The following is a 21,468-nucleotide window of genomic DNA, read 5'->3' as shown; positions in this document are numbered from 1 at the left end:
ATATTATCAAATATATAGAAAACGTTAACATTTCGATGTAAAAAGGGTAGAATAGAAGTACTAAGTGTGTGGGGCATCTTAGACGAAATTTTTAGGAGGGATATTATGCAAGAACATCTTGTTTTAACATTAGATGGTAAAGAGTATTTGGTTGAACCAGGCACCAATTTACTACACTTTATCAAAGCACAACAAACATTTGTACCTTCTATTTGCTATAACGAAGCTTTAGGGCCAATAGAAACATGTGACACATGTGCCGTTGAAATTGACGGCAAAATTGAACGTGCATGTAGTACAGTGGTTGATCGACCTATGGTTGTCAATACACAGAACGATCGTGTACAAGCGAGTCAAAAAGAAGCGTTAGATCGCATTCTTGAAAAACACCAATTGTATTGTACGGTGTGTGATTACAATAACGGAAACTGTGAAATTCATAATACGATGGACCAGTGGGGATTGGAACATCAAACGTATGAATACAAGCCAAAGCCATATGAAGTGGACTTCGGACCATTCTACCGCTATGATCCAAACCAATGTATCTTATGCGGACGTTGTGTCGAAGTATGTCAAGACGTGCAAGTCAATGAAACATTATCAATTGACTGGGATCGCGATCAACCACGTGTTATTTGGGACAATGATGTTGCGATTAATGAATCATCATGTGTTGGCTGTGGTCAATGTTCAACAGTATGTCCATGTAACGCAATGATGGAAAATAACATGGTAGGTAACGCTGGTTACATGACAGATATCGAACCAGGTTCACTTGCTTCAATGATTGATTTAACGAAAAAAGCAGAAACAGGCTACGGTCCGTTATTTGCTATTTCAGATTCTGAAGCGGCAATGCGTGAAGAACGTATTAAAAAGACGAAAACCGTATGTACTTACTGCGGTGTTGGTTGTAGCTTCGAAGTTTGGACGAAAGACCGTGAAATCTTGAAAGTACAACCTTCTCAAGATTCACCAGCAAACAAAATCTCATCTTGCGTAAAAGGTAAGTTTGGTTGGGACTATGTTAACTCTGAAGAGCGTCTTACAAAACCATTAATCCGTCGCAATGGACAATTTGAAGAAGTTGAATGGGATGAAGCCATTCCATATGTTGCGAAACGCATGCAAGAAATCAAAGACAAGTTTGGTCCAAATGCATTAACATTTATTTCTTCATCTAAAGCAACAAACGAAGAATCTTATTTGATGCAAAAACTGGCACGTCAAGTGATTGGTACGAATAATATTGATAACTGTTCACGTTACTGTCAAGCACCTGCAACGAAAGGTTTATTCCGTACAGTAGGACATGGGGGTGACTCAGGTTCTATCGATGATATCGGTAATGCTGAAATGGTTATCACAGTTGGTACAAACACAGCAGAAGCGCACCCAGTTATTGCGTCACGTATTAAACGTGCACACAAATTATTCGGTCAAAAGCTACATGTGTTTGATATCCGTAAACATGAGATGGCGCAACGTGCAGATGAATTCTATCAACCACACCCAGGTACAGACTTAGTATGGTTATCTGCCGTAACGAAATATATCATTGATAACGATCTTCACGATCGTGCATTTATCGATCAATGGGTAGATCATTTTGATACGTATTATGAATCATTAAAACCTTATACAATGGAGTTTGCTGAAGAAACAACAGGTATTTCAAAAGATCGCCTTGTGAAGTTAGCGCATGAAATTGTAAGTGTGAACAGCGTGTCTATCTGTTGGGCAATGGGTGTTACACAACAAGAAACAGGTTCTGACACAAGTACAGCGATTTCTAACTTATTACTTGTAACAGGAAACTACATGAAACCAGGTGCAGGTTCATATCCATTACGTGGTCACAACAACGTACAAGGTTGCTCTGACTTCGGTAGTATGCCAGATAAGTTACCAGGTTACTTAGGTGTACAAGATGATGAAGCACGCGGTTGGTTTGAAAAAGCATGGGGCGTTGAGTTACCAAAAGAACCAGGTTTCGACAACCACCAAATGATGGATCACATCCATGCTGGAGATGTACACAGTATGTTCATTTTAGGTGAAGATACAGGTATTACAGACTCTAACATTAACTACGTGCAAGCGGCTTTAGAAAAAGTAGACTTCTTAGTTGTTCAAGATGAGTTCTTAACATTCACGGCTGAATATGCGGATGTCATCTTACCAGCTTCTCCTTCTCTAGAAAAAGAAGGTACATTCACAAATACAGAACGTCGTTTCCAACGTTTATACCAAGTTTTAGAGCCACTTGGTGATTCAAAACCTGACTGGCAAATCACTCAAATGATCGCAAAAGAAATGGGTTACGACTGGGGTTACACACATCCATCAGAAATCATGGATGAAGCTTCAGACTTAACACCAATGTTTGCAGGTGTGAAATACCACCGTTTAGAAGGCTATAACAGCTTGCAATGGCCTGTAAATGCAGACGGTACAGATACACCATTGCTCTTCACAGAAGGTTTCAACTTTGACAATGGTAAAGCGAAGTTATTTGCATTAGACTTCAATAACTTCTACAAAACAAACGAAACATATGACTTACATGTGAACAATGGCCGTGTGTTAGAGCACTTCCATGAAGGTAACATGACATACAAAGTGCCTGGTCTGAAATATAAAATGCCTTCAGCGTTTATTGAAATTTCACCAGAATTAGCAGCTGACCGTGATATTCATGAAGGTGCTGCTGTGAAGTTGATTTCTGAAACAGGTGAAGCGACGGGTCACGTGCATATTACAGACCGTGTGAAAGGTAAACAAATTTTCTTACCGCAAAATGATAATAATGAAGCAGCAATTAACTATTTGACAAGTAGTGTGACAGATCCAGAAACACATACACCAGCATACAAATCAACATGTTGTCGTATGGAAGTATTGAGCAAACGTGGTAAGTCACCACTGAACCCAACGAACTTCCGTAACCAACATCGCAATCCACAGTATAGTGTACGCGTAGACAAAAAATGGGAGCGTCCAGACTATGTCTTCCCAGGGGATCAGGTGATGAAATAATGGCAGAAAGAATTACAAAAATTAAACGTATTCAGAAGTCAGAAGCAGAAATCAAAGCAGAGAACCTTGCAGAAGTAACAGACAAGATTGCTGAAAACAAAGATAGTATCTTGAAAGTCATTGATCTTGTGAAAAACTTAGATGACGCTAAAATTTTAGATGCACTGAATGGTGCGGTAAAACAACGTGGTGTCATTACCGAAAAAATTGTCACTGAACTCAATAAAGACCAATACGCCGGCTTTTTGCATAATATCGGTCAAATGGTATTTATCTTAGGAGATCTTGATACAGATGAGTTGCGCGTGCTTCTCAACAAGGTGAACAAAGGGGTTCGTGTAGCAAATCAAGCAAGTCCAAGTGCACGTACGTCAATCAAAGGATTGATGGGTGTACTCAAAGACGATGAAATGAATCAAAGCTTAACGTATTTCTTAAACATGTTAAAAGGTATGTCACGTTAATCTTTTGTCTGTATAAAAGGAGTAGCAATTGCTGCTCCTTTTTGTGTTATATGAATTTCAACTCATTGCAACACCACTATGTAAATCATGATAAAATATAGTTGAGTTAAAAGGAGGAGGCATTTATGCATCGTGAACAAACCATTATATTACTCGCTGTGATATCCAATATCATCTTAATAGCGGGACTTGTCATGTTGATCTATGTTGGACCAATATGGGCGTTGGTATGCTTTTTAATCACTTTGACAATTACATTAGTTTTATTTAACATGCTATTCAAAGAAAAAACAAAGTTAAGACGTATTGCAAATGGTATTTATGCGATTGTGATAGTATTTGTCGTCTTTATGATATGGTATTATTTTGCATAAGAGAGAAAAAGAGAGGTTGAATTATGAAGCACTGGTTGAAGTCACATCCATCAGTCATCTTTTTAAGTGCAATTCTTGTGACATTTGCCGTTTTATTAATTGTGAATGAAACATCACTTTTTAAGAAACAGAAGATGTATACATTTGAAACAGCATATGCAAAACAACTTGAAGATGGAATTTTACATACGGAATCAAGTGACAAAGGCTTTGTGAAAGCATCGCCGGAAAAAGTGAAAGAACAGATGGCTGTAAAGCGTGGGGACTCTGACATGATGTACATGGACTTGTCCAAGACGGTCAATATGTCAGAAGAAGAAGTGAATGAGATGCTTAAAGGGAAAGGTATTTTAGAAGGAAGAGGGAAACCCTTTTTAGAAGCACAAAAACGTCACAACGTAAATGTTATTTATTTAGTTAGTCATGCACAACTTGAAACGGGTCAAGGTCGTTCTGAACTAGCGAAAGGTGTAAAAAAAGGAAAACAAACATATTATAACTTTTTTGGTGTAGGTGCATTTGATAGTCATGCTGTTAAAACAGGGACGAGTTACGCTGTGAAGGCAAAGTGGACGTCACCTGACAAAGCGATTGTCGGCGGGGCGGCGTTTGTAAAACAGCAATATTTTGATAATGATCAGTTGTCGTTATATCAAATGCGGTGGAATCCACAAGCGCCTGGAACGAACCAGTATGCGAGTGATATTGACTGGGCATCTAAAATAGCAGAACAAATGGAGCATTATTATAAAGAATATGGTATTAAGAAAGACCGTGTCCATAAAAATCACTATGCCAAACAATAAGTGATTATATTAATAGGACGAGCAACACAACTGATTTAACTGCTCGATGATTGAATCAGCGTAACTGAAACTAAAGAGGTGAATGAAATGAAAATAGGTATTGTAGGTGCAGGGATTGGTGGATTAACATTAGCGGCATTATTGCGTGAACAAAAACATGAGGTTCACATTTTTGACCAGCAAGATGCAATTAGAGAAGTTGGCGCTGGGATTGGCATTGGGGACAATGTGATTGAGAAGTTGGGGGACCATGACTTAGCAAAAGGGATAAAGAACATCGGTCATATCTTGAAAACAACACGTATGCTTGATGAACAAGGTCAAGTGATCAGTGAAGTGCCATTTGCTGACGGGACAACAAATCTGACAATATTGCGCCAAACGTTAGTGGAGACAATCGCTAGTTATGTGACGGATGACATGCTTTATTTCAATCATGAAGTCACAGCAGTAGAAAGTACCGATACAATGGCACGTCTGCATTTCCGTGAACAAGAGAGCCAAACTTTTGACCTAGTTGTAGGTGCAGATGGTATTCATTCAATTGTACGCCAAACAGTACAACCGAAAGCGCAAGTACAATATCAAGGTTATACTTGCTTTAGAGGCATGGTGGAAGATGTTCCAGAATTCGGTCAAGTTGCAGATGAATATTGGGGTGCCAAAGGACGTTTTGGTATTGTGCCATTACTTGATGGTAAAGCGTATTGGTTTGCGGCAATCAATGCGAAAGAAAATGACTTGCAGTATAAACGCTACAATAAACCATACTTACAAGCGTATTTCAATCAATATCCAGAACCAGTACGTCATATTTTAGACCGTCAACCAGAAACAGGGATTTTACACCATGATATTTATGATCTGAAACCACTGCATACATTTGTATATCAAACACGTATTGTCTTGTTAGGTGACGCAGCGCATGCGACTACGCCTAATATGGGACAAGGTGCGGGTCAAGCGATGGAAGATGCCATTGTACTTGCTAACGTACTCGACAAATATGAGACTTTAGCAGAAGCATTGAAGCGCTATGATAAGCTCCGTGTCAAACATACAGCAAAAGTGATTAAGCGTTCACGTAAAATTGGGCGTATTGCTCAAAAACAGGGTGCTTTGATGATACGTTTACGCAATGGTGTTGCACGTAAGTTACCAAAATGGGTTATCTCAAGACAACTAAAATTTTTATATAAAACGAAAAGTCATTAATAAAGATAAAAGGTGTAGAGGATTGATTTCGTCCTCTACACCTTTCTTAGTTCATCATTCAATCCAAAATAAGGGCTGTGATTAGCTCTTATTTTTGTCTTTACACATATATTCTATAAAACTATAAACGATAAGACTCAAAAATATAATGATTGCTACGGGAATAATCATATCATTCAAAATAAAACAAATCGCTATTATTAATGCAAATATAAACCAAATCAACTTTAAAAGTGCTTGCATAAAAACACACCTTTTAAATTATGTTATCAATCTACTTAGATGCCAATTATCTTTACTTGTATGATTAGTTGACGATATAGTCAGGTGTATCGCCTTGTGCTTGTTTGATTAAGTTTTGTGCGACGATTTTTGCCATCATATCACGTGCTTCAAATGTGGCATTACCGATATGTGGTGTAATCACGACATTGTCTAAAGATTTAAGACCTTCAGTAATCGCTGGTTCAAACTCGTATACATCTAGAGCTGCACCTTCAATGGTTTTATTTTGCAATGCTACTAATAATGCTTCTTCATGAACAATTGGTCCACGTGCTGCATTAACGAGATATGCAGTTGGTTTCATCAATGCTAGTTGTTCAGTATCAATCATATGGTGTAACGCTGGGCTATATGCCGCATTGATCACAACGAAGTCAGCTTCCGCTAATAATGTTTCTAAGTCGACATATTTAGCGTCCAGTTCTTTTTCACGTTCTTCTTTACGGTTTGGTCCAGTATAGAGAATTGACATGTCGAATCCTTTTGCACGGCGTGCGACTGCACTACCAATCTCACCTAAACCGATAATACCAATCGTTTTACCAGACACTTCACGTCCTCTAAAGAAGAGTGGTGCCCATCCATCAAAACCTTCATGACGCATGAGTTGGTCCCCTTCAGGAATACGACGTGCGACAGCTAATAAGATACCCATTGTAAGTTCAGCTGTTGCGTTAGTAGAAGCTTTTGGTGTGTTAGATACAGAAATACCTTGTTTTCTTGCATAGTCAACATCAACATTGTTAAAGCCAGCACCGTAGTTGGCAATGAATTCAAGGTTTTTCGCATGACCAATCACTTCTTGATCTACTTCTGTGGAGAGTAAGCTAACAAGTCCAAATGCATCAGCTACCCCTTTTTTTAATGTTTCTTTATCAATGATGCCTTGTCCTTCATAAACTTCCACTTCAAAATGTTCTTGCAATAATTCTAATCCAGCATCTGGAATAGGTCCTGCAACAAATACTTTTTTCATCGTAAATCCCACCTTTCCCCTTAAGTATAGAAAACCATACGTGAGAATACAAGGCGTGGGAGTTGCATAGTAGTGATACACCATAAATTTATGCTTTCGGAAACTATTAAACGGTGTCCCAACTTATGTCGTCTTACATAAAAAATACAATAATAACACGACGATATACCGGTTATTATTGTATGAATGCGTTCAATTATTTAAAAAATGGAATGGAAAGCGGCGGTAAATAGTCTTCTCCTTGATATGCTTTAATCATACCAACAATTTGAAAAACGAATCCAAGAATTGTAATGATAGGTAAGATGATAAAGCCAATAAGTACAAAGAGTAATATTGTGCCGATAATACTCCAAATTGTGTATGACAGAATAAAGTTTAAATAGTTTTTCCCTGTTGTATCAACGAATTTTGAATCATCACGTTTGAGTAACCAAATAATTAATGGACCGATAATGAGTGCGAAAAAAGATGTTGCATATATCAAAAAAGCCATTAACTTTTCATCATCAGACGGTTTTAACGGATAGTTGTTTGGTTGGTGTGTTTCATATGTTTCCATAAATAACCTCCTTTATCGTATAATCTTTACTTATAGTTTACATGAAAATGATAAAGAATCACAATGAAGTACATGAATCGTAGTGATATAGGGTATACATAAATTGAATGATAAAAAAACAATTTCATTTGTGAGTACATTTTGGTAACATTCTGTTGAACACAATAGATGTTTGTGTCATTAGAAAACAAGAGACAGAAAGAAGGGTATATATGAAAATAGCGGTTGTAGGATCAGGGAATGGCGCTGTAACAGCAGCGATTGATATGATGGATCAAGGACATGACGTAAAGTTATATTGTCGAAACCAGTCCATCGACAAATTCGATAAAGCATTAGCGCAAGGGGGCTTTCATTACAATAACGAAGGTAAAGAAAGTTTTGTGGAATTTACGGCAGTTAGTGATAACATGGCGTATGTTTTAGAAGATGCGGAAGTTGTCATGGTTGTCATCCCATCTTCACATATTGAGTATTATGCAGAATTGATGGCACATCATGTAACAGAAAATCAAATTGTTTTCTTCAATATGGCGGCAGCAATGGGATCTGCACGTTTTATTAAAGTGCTGAATGAATACAAAATCGATGCACATCCAGTGCTTGCAGAGGCTAATACATTAACATACGGTACACGTGTTGATTTCGATGAAGCGAGAGTTGACTTATCATTAAAAGTGCGTAAGGTTTATTTTTCAACTTTTGAAGAGAAAGATCTCATTGATGCATTTAACAAAGTAGAACAAATTTATCCATATATCGTGAAAGAAGAAAGTTTATGGCGTACAAACCTTGAAAATGGTAATCCAGAAGTTCACCCAGGGCCGGTGCTATTAAATGTTGGGCGCATTGATTATAGCGATCACTTTGCGTTATACAAGGAAGGAATTACGAAACATACGGTACGTTTATTACATGCGGTAGAACTTGAACGTTTGTCATTAGGACGCAAGCTTGGCTTTGAACTCGAAACAGCGAAAGAAGCACGTATTGAACGTGGTTACTTAGAAAGAGAGATGGAAGATGAGCCGTTAAATAAAATCTTTAATCATAGTCCAGTATTCTCTCAAATACCGGGACCACACAAGGTGAATAATCGTTACCTTACAGAAGATATCGCATATGGCCTTGTGTTATGGTCAAGTTTAGGCCGTGAGATTGGTGTGCCGACACCGAATATTGATGCAATTATTACGATTGCTTCAACGATTTTAGATCGTGATTTATACAAAGAAGGCTTAACAATCGATTATTTAGGACGTGAAAATATCGGCTTAATCTCATATTAATAGGTGTATCTAAGGAACTGTAATAAACAAAGGAGAAAGATAATGATTTTAGATAAAGTGAATCCAGAAGATTTATTTCCAACTGAGAAAGCAGGACCTTCTGTATTGGGGAAGATTGAATATGCTGTCAATGGTCAACGTGAATTTGAAGGGGCATATATTGCGACAAATGAGCGCTTAATTATGAACGTTGATATGAATGGTCAATTTTATTATCGCAACATTCCATATAACCAAATCTCAAGCGTGTCTTTAGAAGATGAGACATTATGGATGGGATTTGAAGTGGGACAAGTTGCGATGAGAAATATACAAAGTAATCAAGTGGATGAATTTATTGATTATGTACAACAGCAAATAGATAAATACTCGAACGCATAAGTAAACAGTTGAAAGCGTGATATTCCATATAGATAGTGGGATGTCACGCTTTATTATGTTGACAAGTGTGAAGAAGCATCATATAATTCTAGTATAAAATTTATACTAGAAAGTGAGGGGTACGAATGACTAAAGTAGAGATCGGCTTAACATCATTTGGAGACAACCAAGATATTTATACGGAAGATGGGCATACACCTGCCTTATCTAATGGCGAACGTATCCGTCATATCGTTGAAGAGATTAAGTTAGCAGATCAAGTAGGACTGGATGTTTATGGCTTAGGAGAACATCATCGCCCTGATTATGCAGTATCGGATCCAGGGACTGTCTTAGCCGCTGCAGCAACAGTGACTGATCGTATCAAATTATCGTCGGCAGTAACTGTTTTGTCGTCAGATGACCCTGTACGTGTGTATCAACAGTTTGCGACACTTGATGCACTATCAAATGGACGTGCAGAAATTATGGTTGGTCGAGGCTCGTTTATTGAATCATTTCCACTTTTTGGTTATGATTTGAATGATTATCAACAACTCTTTGATGAAAAGTTAGATTTACTGATGACGATTAATCAACAAGATATCGTACATTGGGAAGGGCAGTTGAGACCGACTATTGATAATCTTGGTGTTTATCCAAGAGCCGAACAGCAAACACTGCCTATTTGGTTAGCTACGGGTGGAACGCCAGAATCTTCATTGAAGGCGGGACGCTTAGGACTTCCGATTACTTATGCGATTATCGGTGGAAATCCAAGACGTTTTGCGAGAAACGTTGCGATGTATCGAGCAGCTGCTGAATCAGAAGGATATGATGGTAATCAATTACAAGTAGCTACGCATTCATGGGGCTATATTGCAGAAACAGATGAACAGGCGCAACGAGAGTTTTATCGTCCAACAGAACAACATCATAACGTTCTAGCGAGAGAACGTGGATGGCCATTATTCACGATGGAACATTATTTACAAGAAGTTGGACCAGACGGTGCGATGTATGTAGGGAGCCCGGAGACAGTAGCGCAAAAGATTATTGATACAGTAGAAGCATTAGGTATTACACGTTTTATGTTACATTTACCAATTGGATCAATGCCACATGAACGTACGATGAATTCAATACGTTTATTAGGTGAAAAAGTAAAGCCAATTGTTGATGAATATTTTGCAGATAAATAAGGAGAGAAACAGAATGATTACAAGATATGCAATAAACTTAAAAGTAGCAAAAGAAATGTTCGACGCAGCACAACCGAAGTTAAAAGGTGATGAAGGGATGAAACAAGCCTTTGAACAATTCAACTTACAACCCGAATTAGTAAAAGTAGTAGGTGGAGCAGAAGCGGCAGCAGCTGGTCTATTAGGACTTAGCCTATTCAGTAAACGCTTATCACAAGCAGGTTCCATTATTACATTAGGTGTAATGAGTGTTGCGATTGCTAAACACTTACAAGCAGGACACGGTAAAGAAGGCGCACAACATGCAATTGATGTTGCTAAGCTTGCTGGAATGAGTCTAGCAGATACATTCCTTTCAAAAAAATAATATATCAATAAAGAGGTCAGCCTGATGATGGGCTGACCTCTTTGTATTTCTCACAAGAACATATGTAATTAAAATGATGAAGTGTAAAAAAGAAAATTATAACGCTAAATGTAATAAAAGTGAAGTGAAATTGAAGATGAAAACAACTGAAAAACTAAATGAGAAAATATTGCTAACGAAGTGAATAAAATTTAAAATATAGTTACAAAAGATTTAAACTTAAACGTTTATATAGTTTGTAGTTTGATTTAATATATCTATCATTACGTGGAGATATATTAGGGGGGAACGATATGGAAAAGTATGCAGTAAAAGACATGAAAGATCTTATGGTTATTAGTTACACGTCGAAGTATTTGCAATCAACGATTAAACGTCAATTTAATCTAACGTATGAAGAACTGTTTATTTTGACATTTATTCATGACAATCGCAAGGAATCATATAATGTTAAAGACATCATACGTGCGTCTGAATTCAAACCTTACTACATCACGAAAGCATTGCAGAAGTTAAAAGAATTAGGTTTCTTATCGAAAAAAAGAAATGAACAGGATGAACGTACTGTCATTGTTGAAGTCAATAAAGCACAATATCGAAAAATGGATGTATTGTTTGAAAAGATTGAAAAACTGTTTTAATGAACATGTCATATATATATGAATAATCGTTGAAAAATAAGTATAAGCTGTGTGTGAACATACAGAAATCGAGACATAATAAATTTATGTTCCGTGAAGATGATAAAAAAGTGAACCGAAATGATGGTAGTTCTAATCAAATCCTAAGCACTTTTGTCTCAACCACTGTGTATGTATTTACCGCAGCTTTTTTATTGTGCATTTGTGACAATCGTGTAGCATTTTGTAGAAGTATAGGAATTCCGAGTAAAATATATTATAATGTTGAGTAAATAACTAAGAATAAGAAGGTTGTGAATACAATTATGAGATCAGTTTTAGTTCAAACAGAGATACAACGTGAATGGATTCAAAAGTTAGAGCAACAACGTGAGGAATTTCAGTCATATGCACAATCGAACGATGAACAAAGTCGCTTTCCGTATGAAAACATTCAATGGCTTGTTGATTCAGGATACACGCAGCTCACATTGCCAAAAGAATATGGGGGTGCTGGTGCAACGATTGAAGACATGGTCGTATTACAGTCTGTTTTAGGGTCAATCGACGGTGCGACAGCATTGTCTATCGGATGGCACGTTGGACTCGTTGGAGAACTTTTTGAAAGACAATTATGGGATAAAGATGTATTAGATGAGTTTGCAGAAGCGGTTAAAGCAGGCGCATTGATTAACCGAGCTGTAAGTGAAGCAGAAACAGGCAGCCCAACTCGTGGAGGAAGACCAAGCACACATGCAACATTAGAAGGAGATACGTATACGCTCAATGGTGTTAAAACATTCACGTCAATGAGTCGAGGATTAACACACGTTATCGTTGCGGCGTATATCCCACATAAAGAAAAAGTAGGATTCTTCTATATTCCAAAAGAATCAGAAGGATTAGAAGTGGCAGATAACTGGAATGTTGTTGGTATGAGAGCAACAGAAAGCCACGACTTAGTATTGAATGATGTAAAAGTACATGAGAAATACTTAGTAGAAATTAAAGGAGAAGGGCCAAAGTTTCAAAATGGCTGGATGCTACACATTCCAAGTACCTATTTAGGCATTGCGCAAGCAGCACGTGATTATGCCATTGACTTTAGCTTAACGCACAGTCCTAACAGTATTGAAGGAACGATCAGTGACCTTCCAGTCGTACAACAAAACTTAGGGAAAATGGAGACGAAACTACTAACAGCACGTCATATGTTATGGAGTACTGCACGTGCTTATCAGACTCTAAGTGATGCAGATGATATTTCTGCTGAAACAGCTGCAAGTAAAATTATCGTGATGAATGAAGGTCTAGATGTTGTAGACATCGCAATGCGTATCGTTGGTGCGAAAAGCTTGGAAATGGATAGACCTTTACAACGCTATTATCGTGATATGCGTGCAGGATTGCACAACCCACCGATGGAAGACATGACATATACAAATATTTCACGGGGGGTCTTAGAAGAACGACGAGAACATTTGTAAATAATATCATTTTGATACTAAAAAGTATGTCATCTACTGACTTCAACTATATATGAATGATAAGTCTATATATATGACAGAGATTGAAAGTTGCTTTTACGAGCTATATAATAGAGGTATTCTATTAAAGGAGAATATTATATGCGGTTATTGTTATTACCGGTTGGCGTTATTTTTACCCTACTTGGATTTGCTGGAGCCGTATTACCTCTATTGCCGACAACACCATTTTTGTTAGTGGCTGTCATATGTTTTGCTAAAAGTTCAGATCGTCTACATGATTGGCTAGTGAAAACACATCTTTATCAAGCCTATGTGGAAGATTTCCGCAAATATAGAGGTTACACTATGCGAAAAAAGATTCAGTTGTTATTGAGTGTGTACCTTGTTGTAGGTTTTTCTATGTGGATGGTGGATATCTTGTGGGTACGTATCGGTTTGGTAATCATGTTGGCTATACAAACGATTGCGCTGTTCACATGGGTGAGAACACTGCCCGAAAGTCATGATAGTCGGTAACATAAACATTGTTGATTGAAAGACCGTTCATTATAGAAGCAGATAGTTGAAGAGTTTCGTACTACTTTAACTATCTGTTATTTTTTTTTGAAAAAATGATTGCATTAAATAGTAAAACAAAATATAATAACAATGATAATCATTATCAATTAAAATTATGGGAGATGTATTGATGAAAAGGTTACTATTTTCTTTATTAGCAGTTGTTTTTGTTCTTGCAGCCTGTGGCCAAAGTGACAACAACAAAGGTTCTAAGGCTGAGACGCAATCACTTGAATTAAAAACAGCAGACGGTTCACAAAAAGTAGATATTCCAAAAGATCCAAAACGCATTGTTGTATTATCACCAACATATGCGGGTGGACTTAAATATTTAGATGCTAACATTGCAGGTGTTGTTGAAAGTGTTGATCAAAGCCCTGTATTAGCAAAACAGTTTAAAAATGTTGAAAAAATAGGCGCTGAAGACGTCGAAAAAGTTGCAACATTAAAACCAGACTTAATCTTAACCTATAATACAGATAAGAATGTAAAAAAATTAGAAAAGATTGCACCGACACTTGCAATTGATTACGCTCAATACAACTACTTAGAACAACAAGAATTACTTGGTAAGATTGTCGGTAAAGAAGATCAAGTCAAAGAATGGAAAGCAGATTGGGAGAAACAAACGACAAAAGATGGCAAAGAAATTAGAAAACATCTCGGTGAAGATACAACAGTTTCAATCTTTGAAGGCTTCGATAAAAAAATCTATGCATACGGTAAAAACTGGGGACGTGGAAGTGAAGTTGTCTATCAAGCATTTGGCTTAAAAATGCCGACAGAACTGGAAAAAGCAACAGAAAAAGCTGGTTGGACAGAACTCTCTAAAGAAGAAATTGCGAAATATGCTGGAGATGTCATTATCAGTGCACAAACAAAAGAACAAGCTGAGCCAGACTTCCACCAAACAGATATGTGGAAAAACTTACCAGCTGTTAAAAATGACCGTGTCATCAAAGTGGACTCTAATGTATACTGGTACAATGATCCATACACTTTAGATATTATGCGTAAAGGCTTGAAAGAGCAATTGATGAATAAGTAACAAAAAAGAGGCAATATGCCTCTTTTTTTGTGTCCAAATTTAATGTTGTTTTGATTGATAAGTCACTTCACCATGTTTGTCGAAAATAGTAAGTCCTGCAATATCTTTCTTCGGTTGTGGAATGATGAGGCTTGCCACATATGCCACAACAAATGCAATCACAAATGCTAAAATCGATACGTAGAACGGAGAACCTGCGCCACCTATACCTTGTAAGAAGTAACTTGCGATAACTGCTACGATGATACCGACAATAACACCTACACCGTGTGTACGTTTTGTAAAGATACCTACTGCAAAGATTCCCGCAATTGGCACACCAAAGAGTCCTGTGATTAATAGGAATAAGTCCCAAATATCATTTGAGTCGGCAGCGATTAAATAGAGTGAAATCAGCATACCAACTAGACCGACAGCAACTGTTGCAAAACGCGCAAAGCGTACTTCTGCTTTTTCGCTTTTCTTACCGAAGAAACGTTGCTTAATATCGACAGACAGACAAGCAGCTATTGAATTTAAACTTGAAGAAATCGTTGATTGTGCGGCTGCAAAAATAGCGGCAATTAATAATCCAGCAACGAATGGTGGCATTTCAGTTAAAATGAAATAAGGTACGATTGATGATGTATTAAAATTTTCTGGCAATGTTTGATGTTGTGCATAGAACACATATAGTACAGTCCCCATACCGTAGAAAAGGGGTGCAGAGATAATTGCTAAAAGACCGTTCGTCCAGATTGACTGAGACGTTTCTTTCAGTGATTCAGATGCTTGGTAACGCTGTACAACATCTTGACTCGCAGTGTATTGCTGTAAGTTGTTAAAGACACTTCCTAAGAAAATAATTGGAATTGCAGCAGCTGTCGCATTCAATTTCCAGTTATCAATACTCAATAATTTTTTATTTTCAACGGCATCACTTACGACAGATGAAAAGCCACCGTCAATATGTGTAATCCCCATGATGATAATGACAAGCGCACCACCTAATAAGATGACGCCTTGGATAAAGTCACTCCAAACAACCCCTTCAAAACCACCAAGGAATGTATAAACGATACATAAAAGACCTACGAGACTTGCAACAACATATGGATTAATATCAGACACTGAAGTAATCGCAAGTGTTGGTAAGTAAATCACGATTGCAATACGGCCTAAATGGAAAAGGACGAAAAGTAGTGAACCGATAACACGTACTGCTGGGTTAAAGCGTGCTTCTAAGTATTCATACGCAGATGTAACACGTAATTTTTTGAAGAATGGTATATAGAAATAAATAAGTAATGGAATAATTGCAACAATTGCCACGTTACCTGCAATATATGACCAGTCTGTTAAAAATGATTTTTCTGGCGTTGACATAAAAGTAATGGCACTTAATGTTGTAGCATAAATTGAGAAACCAACAACCCAAGCTGGTAAACGACCACTCGCCGTAAAGAAACTGTCTGTATCCTTACCTGCACGTTTTGTAAAGAATGCGCCAATGCATAGCATAAGTAGTAAATAGAGAACGAGTGCAACCCAGTTCCAAAAACCAAAACCAATTGTTTCCAAAGTAAAAACCCCTTTCAGAAGTTACAAATGTATAAGTCGAATAATTTGTAAGCGTTATCATATTGTCGTGATAAAAAGGAAAGAGATAGAGTGCCAATATATGGTCTGTGGCCTTTTGTATGCTATCTCTTTCCGAATAACTAATGAGAATTATTTATACAATCGTCTATTATAAGTTGTATTTCGTAATCAAATCTTTAAGTACTGGACGATGTGTTTCATTGAATGGATGGAATGGTGCTTTTGGCAATCCTGTATCGATACCTTTTTCAGTTAAAAATGCTTTGAGTGTTGGATATAGTCCCATTGCAATAACAGATTCAATAATATCGTTTGTTTCGTGTTGTAACTCGTAAGCACGTGCCACATCGCCGTTTTGAGCAGCTTCAAATGTTTCACGAGCACGTACACCATTGATATTGTATGTTGAACCAATTGCACCATCAACACCAGAAATAGCAGCTTGTACAAGCATTTCATCAAATCCTGAGAAGATAAGTTTGTCAGGGAATGCTTTGCGTAGGCGTTCTAACAAGTAGAAGTCAGGTGCTGTGTATTTTACACCAATGATGTGTTCATTTTCGAATAAAGATTCGAATTGCTGAATTGAAATATTTACACCAGTAAGACCCGGAATAGAATAAATAATCATATTGTTTTGTGTTGCTTCGATAATTTTGAAGTAATAATCACGAATTTCTTCAAATGTAAATGGATAATAGAATGGTGTGACAGCAGATAATGCATCATAACCTAACTCTGTTGCGTATTTTCCAAGTTCAATTGCTTCGTTTAGATCTAATGAACCCACTTGTGCAATAAGACGAATTGCATCTTTTGCTTCATCTTTCGCGATGCGGAAAACTTCTTTCTTTTGTTCTGTATTCATTAAGAAGTTTTCTCCAGAACTTCCGTTAACGTATAAACCATCTAATTTTTGAACATCAATTGCATTTCTAACGATTTGGCGGAGTCCAGCTTCTTTCACTTGTCCAGCTTCATCAAATGGCACGAGTAATGCTGCATATAAACCTTTTAATTCATTCTTCACAAAAAGCCCTCCAAAAATTTATATTTGTCATATTGGTCTGACCAATTTATAATTTAATTGTAAGCGTTAACAAACTTTAGGTCAACACAAAAGATAAAAAATAATCAAGTAATCCATAAACAGAGATTGTGAAAGAAGCGCTTTCGGTTTGAGTTGAACAATTTCTATTTTCAAAAATGTGATTGCTTGTTACGATCATAAGTATATAAGTAAAAATCATTCAAAATATGATTGAAAGAGGAATGGGTAAAGTGGAATCTATCGATAAGATAACGTCACGTCAGAGTTTGAAACAAATTGTTGTTGAAAAAATTAAAGATTATATTATTAAGGAAAATTTGCAAGTAGGGGATAAGTTACCTACTGAACGTCGTCTTGCTGAAGATTATCAGGTGAGTCGTTCTGTCATTAGAGAGGCATTAAGTTATCTCGAGAATACAGGTGTGACAGAGAGTGTGCAAGGTCGTGGGACATTGGTTAAAGAACAAGATATTCGACCGCTGATAGAAGGATTCTTGTTTAGTTTCCAAGTGTCACAAGGAAATTTAAAAGACTTGATGATGTTGCGTCTCACATTTGAACTTGCGGCGATAGACGTGATTGAAAGAGAACAAGCATCTATTGAAGGCATTGCACAAACATTGATTGATGATGTTGAACAATTTGATAGTGAAGCGGATCGAGCATTTCATGCACAACTATTAATGGCAGTTGATTCAGAGTTATTTAAACAAATGAGTGCAGTTGTACATGCTTATTTTTACCGTACACCGATTGAAACATCAGAAGAACAAAATTTAAAAAGTATGCTGGAACATCAACAAATATATGAATCATTAGAAATGAAAGATTACCATAAAGCGAAAGCATTACTTACAGATCATCTCATGAAAGGGGCGGAATACTATGACGAACATCGCATTTGATATCGGTGGGACATACATTAAATCAGCTATTGTAGCACAGGACGGTTCGCTTTCTCACTATCAAAAAGTACGCACGCCAGTAAATCATAGTGATGCGATTGTAAAAGAAGTAAAAAAACAATTAGAAGCATTTAAGTACCAATATCAATTGGAAGATATTCGAGTAGGCATTTCAACTGCTGGTGCTGTAAACCGTGAACAATGTAAAATCGCATATGCTAATCCCAATATTTTAGATTATACAGGTACGGATTTTGCAGCTCACTTATCACCTTATGTAGAGAAACTACATGTGTATAATGATGTAGATGCAGCCTTGCTTGGTGAACGAACAGTGCGCTCAGATGACATAGAGAGTATGTTTTGTTTAACCTTAGGCACGGGGATTGGTGGAAGTTACTATCATAAAGCATTTGGATTGATGACAGGGGCACGTCATCGCCCAAACCAAATCGGAAATTTACTTTATGATCCTGAAACAGATACAAACTATGAGCAACGTGCATCAACAAACGGTTTAAAGAGACAGTTATCTGATAATGGGTATCCATATCTTCCCATTCCAGCGTGGTTTGAAATGGCAAGTGCTGGTGATGCAAGTGCACAAAATGAGTTAAAGCAGTGGGCGGAAGAAGTAGCACGTGGTATTGCAGAAATTCAAATTATGTATGACCCTCAAGAGATTATTATTGGTGGTGGCATTTCTGCACAAGGAGATCGATTACTGAATCTGATTGTGCCACAAGTAAAGAAATATCTACCAAAAGATTATGGGCACGCTGAGATCAGTGTGGCAAGATTACAGAACAATGCAGCACTTTTAGGTGCAGTTTCTCGACTGTAAACTCATATAGACTTTAAGTTTACAATGATGGTATAATACGGCATAGAATCTTAAAGAAAAGTGATAGGTTCTGATTTTTCGTATATACAGGAGGAACTCTTATTGAATACAAAATATTTAGTTTATGCAGCCTTAATGACAGCAATCATTGCGGTAATGGGGCTTGTTCCAGCGATTCCATTGCCTTTTATCCCTGTACCGATTGTGTTACAAAATGTGGGCGTATTTTTAGCAGGAATTATACTCGGACGTAAGTATGGCGTGTTAAGTGTCATCGTCTTTTTATTACTCGTGATGGCTGGTGCACCTTTATTATCAGGTGGCCGTGGTGGTTTTGGCGTGTTTCTAGGACCTTCAGCAGGCTATCTAATCATGTATATCATTGTTGCCTTTTTAATCGGATGGGCACGTGATCGCCACTATGATAAACTAAACTTTGGACGCACACTTGCTATCATCGTGATATATGGTGTGATTCTCCTTGATGCAGTAGGTGGAATTGTGATGGCGCTCATCATTCATATGCCAATTGACAAAGCATTATTACTGTCATTGACGTTTATTCCTGGTGATTTAATTAAGGCAGTCGTTGCAAGTTTGATTGCAGTTGCATTATATCGTAATCCAGTAACAGCACGTATTATGAGACAACTATCTGCATAATGTTAAAAAAGTAGGTGATAACATGAATGTCACAATGAACCATATACATATAGATGGCTCATTAGTAAAAGAAGATGACAGAGTGAAGTATTATCAAACACCAGATAGGCCGCTTAAGTTTGATGCTAATAAGTGGTGCTATAAAAAAATGCCAGATTTATTAACTTTTAAAAATGATATGTTTCAGCAAGGTGAGGCGCATAAAGCACAAGGGTCCACGCATCTTAACTTTGACTTTCCTCAAGATATTAAACCATCCATTGATATGTTGCAGTATTTACGTGCAGAAGGTTTTTCATTGGGGTGTGTCGAGCTTTATATGATTGAAGCAGCACAATTAAGACAACTGACGCAACAGCCAATTCAGTTTGAACGTGTGACTGAAGAAAATGTAGAAGATTATTTTACCGTTTATACGCCTTTAAGTATCGAGTATGGTGAAGCGTATATTGAAGAATGTCATCGCTATATGAAAGATATTTTGTCAGATGTATCGCATCCAATCCATTATTATATTGCCTATGAAACAAATAAGCCGATCGGTATTATCAATGTGATACAGAGTGAACACTTTGTAGAAATTGATGGTTTTGCAGTTCTAACAGAATATCGTCAAAAAGGTATTGGTTCTCGTATACAAGCAGCAGTAGGAGAAATAGCAGGAGAAAAACCGATAATACTCGTGGCAGATGCTGAAGATACAGCAAAAGATATGTATGTAAAGCAAGGCTATACATATATGGGATTTCAATATTCCGCGCTTAAAGAATAAAAGTCAGTGATATATCAGATGGGATAACTTAACGGGTTATCTCATCTTTTTTTAGATGTCATTTAACAATTATTTAAATAAATATCTTGCAAAATAGATTTTTTTCGACTAAACTTGTTCTTGTATCAGATACGAATACAAATTTAATTATAGGATTGATAATATGCCCCAAAATTATGATAAACGATTTTCACTTTCAATTTTGTTATGGATGCGACAAGATAAAGCTCGTCAGGAAGGAATGGACTATTGGCGAGGAGGACATGCACAAATAATTGCAGCTTCTCCGGGTCTTTTAGAATATCGACAGCAACATTTAAGTGAAACAGAATACGGTTTCTGGCCGAAGATAGATGATTTGGAGACGCACATACCTGAAGATCGTCGTATCGATGGAATAGCAGAAGTGACATATAATAAATTACTTGCTCCTATTGGTGGTCGTCGTCAAACAGCATTAGCATTTGAAGATGAGATTAATGTTTTTCGCCGAACGTTAATGCACATGGGGGTACCATACTCATCACGTTGGTATCATACAAATAATGTTTATTCTGAAACTAAAGTGAGAGATGTTTTTTATATTCGCAGAAAAGATAATGTAAGTCGTGCTAAGTTCAAAAACTTTGTTAATGAAAAATTGGCTAGTCAAATGGTGGAAATAACTGGTGTGACTGAAGTACGTTCACAAGTATATCTCCCATGGAATAAGGTGACGTGGAATACGCCGAATGTTGCACATGACAATCCTAAGGAAGCGCACTTACACGCCTCAATCATTATAGGCTTCTCAGATGAAGTAGCTAGACAAGAATTTTATGATCGTCATGCCTTCAACTTTAACAGCGAACTGATAGATTATGCGTCAGCAATGCACGCTTATCGTATTGATGAAACTTTACCGTTTGTTTTAGATGGTAAGAGACTATAAAACAAAAGACTTGTTATCACGTATAGAACATGATAACCTTGTTCTTGTATCAAATACAAGTTG

Annotated in this window: 22 protein-coding genes; 18 read left to right on the top strand and 4 right to left on the bottom strand. The window is 37.1% G+C overall.

Annotated features, from left to right (window positions below):
• Window positions 1–105: 105 nt before the first annotated feature.
• From fdhF to C7J88_RS05720, 5 genes are all read left to right on the top strand, one after another.
• Complete coding sequence (fdhF, locus tag C7J88_RS05740; protein ID WP_095117670.1) at window positions 106–3,042, top strand: formate dehydrogenase subunit alpha; 2,937 nt, start codon at window positions 106–108, stop codon at window positions 3,040–3,042.
• Window positions 3,042–3,506: a helical membrane plugin domain-containing protein gene (locus tag C7J88_RS05735; protein WP_095117669.1), complete on the top strand. Its 465-nt coding sequence runs from the start codon at window positions 3,042–3,044 to the stop codon at window positions 3,504–3,506. Before fdhF ends, C7J88_RS05735 begins: the two co-directional genes overlap by 1 nt.
• A 125-nt stretch (window positions 3,507–3,631) precedes the next feature.
• Window positions 3,632–3,880, top strand: coding sequence for a hypothetical protein (locus C7J88_RS05730; protein ID WP_095117668.1), 249 nt, complete (start codon window positions 3,632–3,634; stop codon window positions 3,878–3,880).
• Between the two features lie 23 nt (window positions 3,881–3,903).
• Window positions 3,904–4,686: an N-acetylglucosaminidase gene (locus C7J88_RS05725; RefSeq protein WP_095117667.1), complete on the top strand. Its 783-nt coding sequence runs from the start codon at window positions 3,904–3,906 to the stop codon at window positions 4,684–4,686.
• Between the two features lie 87 nt (window positions 4,687–4,773).
• Window positions 4,774–5,901, top strand: a complete 1,128-nt coding sequence (locus tag C7J88_RS05720; RefSeq protein WP_095117666.1) for an FAD-dependent monooxygenase — start codon at window positions 4,774–4,776, stop codon at window positions 5,899–5,901.
• Window positions 5,902–6,208: 307 nt separating this feature from the next.
• Here C7J88_RS05720 and C7J88_RS05715 read toward each other — a convergent pair whose 3' ends face one another.
• Both C7J88_RS05715 and C7J88_RS05710 read right to left on the bottom strand, forming a co-directional pair.
• Window positions 6,209–7,162 carry an NAD(P)-dependent oxidoreductase gene (locus tag C7J88_RS05715; RefSeq protein WP_095117665.1) on the bottom strand — a complete coding sequence of 318 codons (954 nt, stop codon included), beginning with the start codon at window positions 7,160–7,162 and terminating at the stop codon, window positions 6,209–6,211.
• 196 nt (window positions 7,163–7,358) lie between these two features.
• Window positions 7,359–7,724 (bottom strand): DUF4870 domain-containing protein, encoded by a 366-nt coding sequence (locus C7J88_RS05710; RefSeq protein ID WP_095117664.1) that lies wholly within the window; start codon window positions 7,722–7,724, stop codon window positions 7,359–7,361.
• A gap of 212 nt (window positions 7,725–7,936) precedes the next feature.
• Between C7J88_RS05710 and C7J88_RS05705 the strand changes: the two genes are divergently transcribed.
• From C7J88_RS05705 to C7J88_RS05670, 8 genes are all read left to right on the top strand, one after another.
• Complete coding sequence (locus tag C7J88_RS05705) at window positions 7,937–9,013, top strand: NAD/NADP-dependent octopine/nopaline dehydrogenase family protein (protein ID WP_095117663.1); 1,077 nt, start codon at window positions 7,937–7,939, stop codon at window positions 9,011–9,013.
• A 42-nt stretch (window positions 9,014–9,055) separates the two neighbouring features.
• The gene (locus C7J88_RS05700) at window positions 9,056–9,394 is read left to right on the top strand and encodes a PH domain-containing protein (RefSeq protein WP_095117662.1); all 339 of its coding nucleotides are present in this window, start codon (window positions 9,056–9,058) and stop codon (window positions 9,392–9,394) included.
• A 125-nt stretch (window positions 9,395–9,519) separates the two neighbouring features.
• The gene (locus C7J88_RS05695; RefSeq protein WP_095117661.1) at window positions 9,520–10,575 is read left to right on the top strand and encodes an LLM class flavin-dependent oxidoreductase; all 1,056 of its coding nucleotides are present in this window, start codon (window positions 9,520–9,522) and stop codon (window positions 10,573–10,575) included.
• Window positions 10,576–10,588: 13 nt separating this feature from the next.
• Window positions 10,589–10,942, top strand: coding sequence for a DoxX family protein (locus C7J88_RS05690; protein ID WP_095117660.1), 354 nt, complete (start codon window positions 10,589–10,591; stop codon window positions 10,940–10,942).
• Between the two features lie 293 nt (window positions 10,943–11,235).
• The gene (locus tag C7J88_RS05685; RefSeq protein WP_095117659.1) at window positions 11,236–11,583 is read left to right on the top strand and encodes a transcriptional regulator, SarA/Rot family; all 348 of its coding nucleotides are present in this window, start codon (window positions 11,236–11,238) and stop codon (window positions 11,581–11,583) included.
• A gap of 305 nt (window positions 11,584–11,888) precedes the next feature.
• On the top strand, window positions 11,889–13,049 hold the full coding sequence (locus tag C7J88_RS05680) for an acyl-CoA dehydrogenase family protein (protein ID WP_095117658.1): 1,161 nt from the start codon (window positions 11,889–11,891) through the stop codon (window positions 13,047–13,049).
• 141 nt (window positions 13,050–13,190) lie between these two features.
• Window positions 13,191–13,568, top strand: a complete 378-nt coding sequence (locus tag C7J88_RS05675) for a YbaN family protein (protein ID WP_095117657.1) — start codon at window positions 13,191–13,193, stop codon at window positions 13,566–13,568.
• Window positions 13,569–13,740: 172 nt separating this feature from the next.
• Window positions 13,741–14,658 carry an ABC transporter substrate-binding protein gene (locus C7J88_RS05670; protein ID WP_095117656.1) on the top strand — a complete coding sequence of 306 codons (918 nt, stop codon included), beginning with the start codon at window positions 13,741–13,743 and terminating at the stop codon, window positions 14,656–14,658.
• 39 nt (window positions 14,659–14,697) lie between these two features.
• Here C7J88_RS05670 and C7J88_RS05665 read toward each other — a convergent pair whose 3' ends face one another.
• Window positions 14,698–16,218, bottom strand: a complete 1,521-nt coding sequence (locus tag C7J88_RS05665; protein ID WP_095117655.1) for a sodium:solute symporter family protein — start codon at window positions 16,216–16,218, stop codon at window positions 14,698–14,700.
• Between the two features lie 169 nt (window positions 16,219–16,387).
• Window positions 16,388–17,269: an N-acetylneuraminate lyase gene (locus tag C7J88_RS05660; RefSeq protein ID WP_095117654.1), complete on the bottom strand. Its 882-nt coding sequence runs from the start codon at window positions 17,267–17,269 to the stop codon at window positions 16,388–16,390.
• A gap of 227 nt (window positions 17,270–17,496) precedes the next feature.
• Here C7J88_RS05660 and C7J88_RS05655 point away from each other — a divergent pair, with 227 nt between their 5' ends.
• From C7J88_RS05655 to C7J88_RS05635, 5 genes are all read left to right on the top strand, one after another.
• Entirely contained in the window at window positions 17,497–18,195 is a 699-nt protein-coding gene (locus tag C7J88_RS05655) for a FadR/GntR family transcriptional regulator (protein ID WP_249027467.1), read from the top strand.
• Complete coding sequence (locus C7J88_RS05650) at window positions 18,176–19,039, top strand: ROK family protein (RefSeq protein WP_095117652.1); 864 nt, start codon at window positions 18,176–18,178, stop codon at window positions 19,037–19,039. Before C7J88_RS05655 ends, C7J88_RS05650 begins: the two co-directional genes overlap by 20 nt.
• A gap of 102 nt (window positions 19,040–19,141) precedes the next feature.
• A complete protein-coding gene (locus C7J88_RS05645) occupies window positions 19,142–19,702 on the top strand; it encodes a biotin transporter BioY (RefSeq protein ID WP_095117651.1) in 561 nt (186 codons plus the stop codon).
• Window positions 19,703–19,736: 34 nt separating this feature from the next.
• On the top strand, window positions 19,737–20,474 hold the full coding sequence (locus C7J88_RS05640; RefSeq protein WP_249027466.1) for a GNAT family N-acetyltransferase: 738 nt from the start codon (window positions 19,737–19,739) through the stop codon (window positions 20,472–20,474).
• Between the two features lie 211 nt (window positions 20,475–20,685).
• On the top strand, window positions 20,686–21,405 hold the full coding sequence (locus C7J88_RS05635; RefSeq protein ID WP_211295801.1) for a hypothetical protein: 720 nt from the start codon (window positions 20,686–20,688) through the stop codon (window positions 21,403–21,405).
• The last annotated feature ends 63 nt before the right edge of the window (window positions 21,406–21,468 follow it).

Origin of the sequence: Staphylococcus muscae, assembly GCF_003019275.1 — a bacterium.
Taxonomy (GTDB): domain Bacteria; phylum Bacillota; class Bacilli; order Staphylococcales; family Staphylococcaceae; genus Staphylococcus; species Staphylococcus muscae.
This window is presented reverse-complemented; position numbering and strand designations above follow the sequence as displayed.

Excerpts from the sequence above, each read along its gene's own strand:
- fdhF (WP_095117670.1), top strand. The coding sequence starts at position 106 with ATGCAAGAACATCTTGTTTTAACATTAGATGGTAAAGAGTATTTGGTT.
- C7J88_RS05735 (WP_095117669.1), top strand. The coding sequence starts at position 3,042 with ATGGCAGAAAGAATTACAAAAATTAAACGTATTCAGAAGTCAGAAGCA.
- C7J88_RS05730 (WP_095117668.1), top strand. The coding sequence starts at position 3,632 with ATGCATCGTGAACAAACCATTATATTACTCGCTGTGATATCCAATATC.
- C7J88_RS05725 (WP_095117667.1), top strand. The coding sequence starts at position 3,904 with ATGAAGCACTGGTTGAAGTCACATCCATCAGTCATCTTTTTAAGTGCA.
- C7J88_RS05720 (WP_095117666.1), top strand. The coding sequence starts at position 4,774 with ATGAAAATAGGTATTGTAGGTGCAGGGATTGGTGGATTAACATTAGCG.
- C7J88_RS05715 (WP_095117665.1), bottom strand. The coding sequence starts at position 7,162 with ATGAAAAAAGTATTTGTTGCAGGACCTATTCCAGATGCTGGATTAGAA.
- C7J88_RS05710 (WP_095117664.1), bottom strand. The coding sequence starts at position 7,724 with ATGGAAACATATGAAACACACCAACCAAACAACTATCCGTTAAAACCG.
- C7J88_RS05705 (WP_095117663.1), top strand. The coding sequence starts at position 7,937 with ATGAAAATAGCGGTTGTAGGATCAGGGAATGGCGCTGTAACAGCAGCG.
- C7J88_RS05700 (WP_095117662.1), top strand. The coding sequence starts at position 9,056 with ATGATTTTAGATAAAGTGAATCCAGAAGATTTATTTCCAACTGAGAAA.
- C7J88_RS05695 (WP_095117661.1), top strand. The coding sequence starts at position 9,520 with ATGACTAAAGTAGAGATCGGCTTAACATCATTTGGAGACAACCAAGAT.
- C7J88_RS05690 (WP_095117660.1), top strand. The coding sequence starts at position 10,589 with ATGATTACAAGATATGCAATAAACTTAAAAGTAGCAAAAGAAATGTTC.
- C7J88_RS05685 (WP_095117659.1), top strand. The coding sequence starts at position 11,236 with ATGGAAAAGTATGCAGTAAAAGACATGAAAGATCTTATGGTTATTAGT.
- C7J88_RS05680 (WP_095117658.1), top strand. The coding sequence starts at position 11,889 with ATGAGATCAGTTTTAGTTCAAACAGAGATACAACGTGAATGGATTCAA.
- C7J88_RS05675 (WP_095117657.1), top strand. The coding sequence starts at position 13,191 with ATGCGGTTATTGTTATTACCGGTTGGCGTTATTTTTACCCTACTTGGA.
- C7J88_RS05670 (WP_095117656.1), top strand. The coding sequence starts at position 13,741 with ATGAAAAGGTTACTATTTTCTTTATTAGCAGTTGTTTTTGTTCTTGCA.
- C7J88_RS05655 (WP_249027467.1), top strand. The coding sequence starts at position 17,497 with ATGATTGAAAGAGGAATGGGTAAAGTGGAATCTATCGATAAGATAACG.
- C7J88_RS05650 (WP_095117652.1), top strand. The coding sequence starts at position 18,176 with ATGACGAACATCGCATTTGATATCGGTGGGACATACATTAAATCAGCT.
- C7J88_RS05640 (WP_249027466.1), top strand. The coding sequence starts at position 19,737 with ATGAACCATATACATATAGATGGCTCATTAGTAAAAGAAGATGACAGA.
- C7J88_RS05635 (WP_211295801.1), top strand. The coding sequence starts at position 20,686 with ATGCGACAAGATAAAGCTCGTCAGGAAGGAATGGACTATTGGCGAGGA.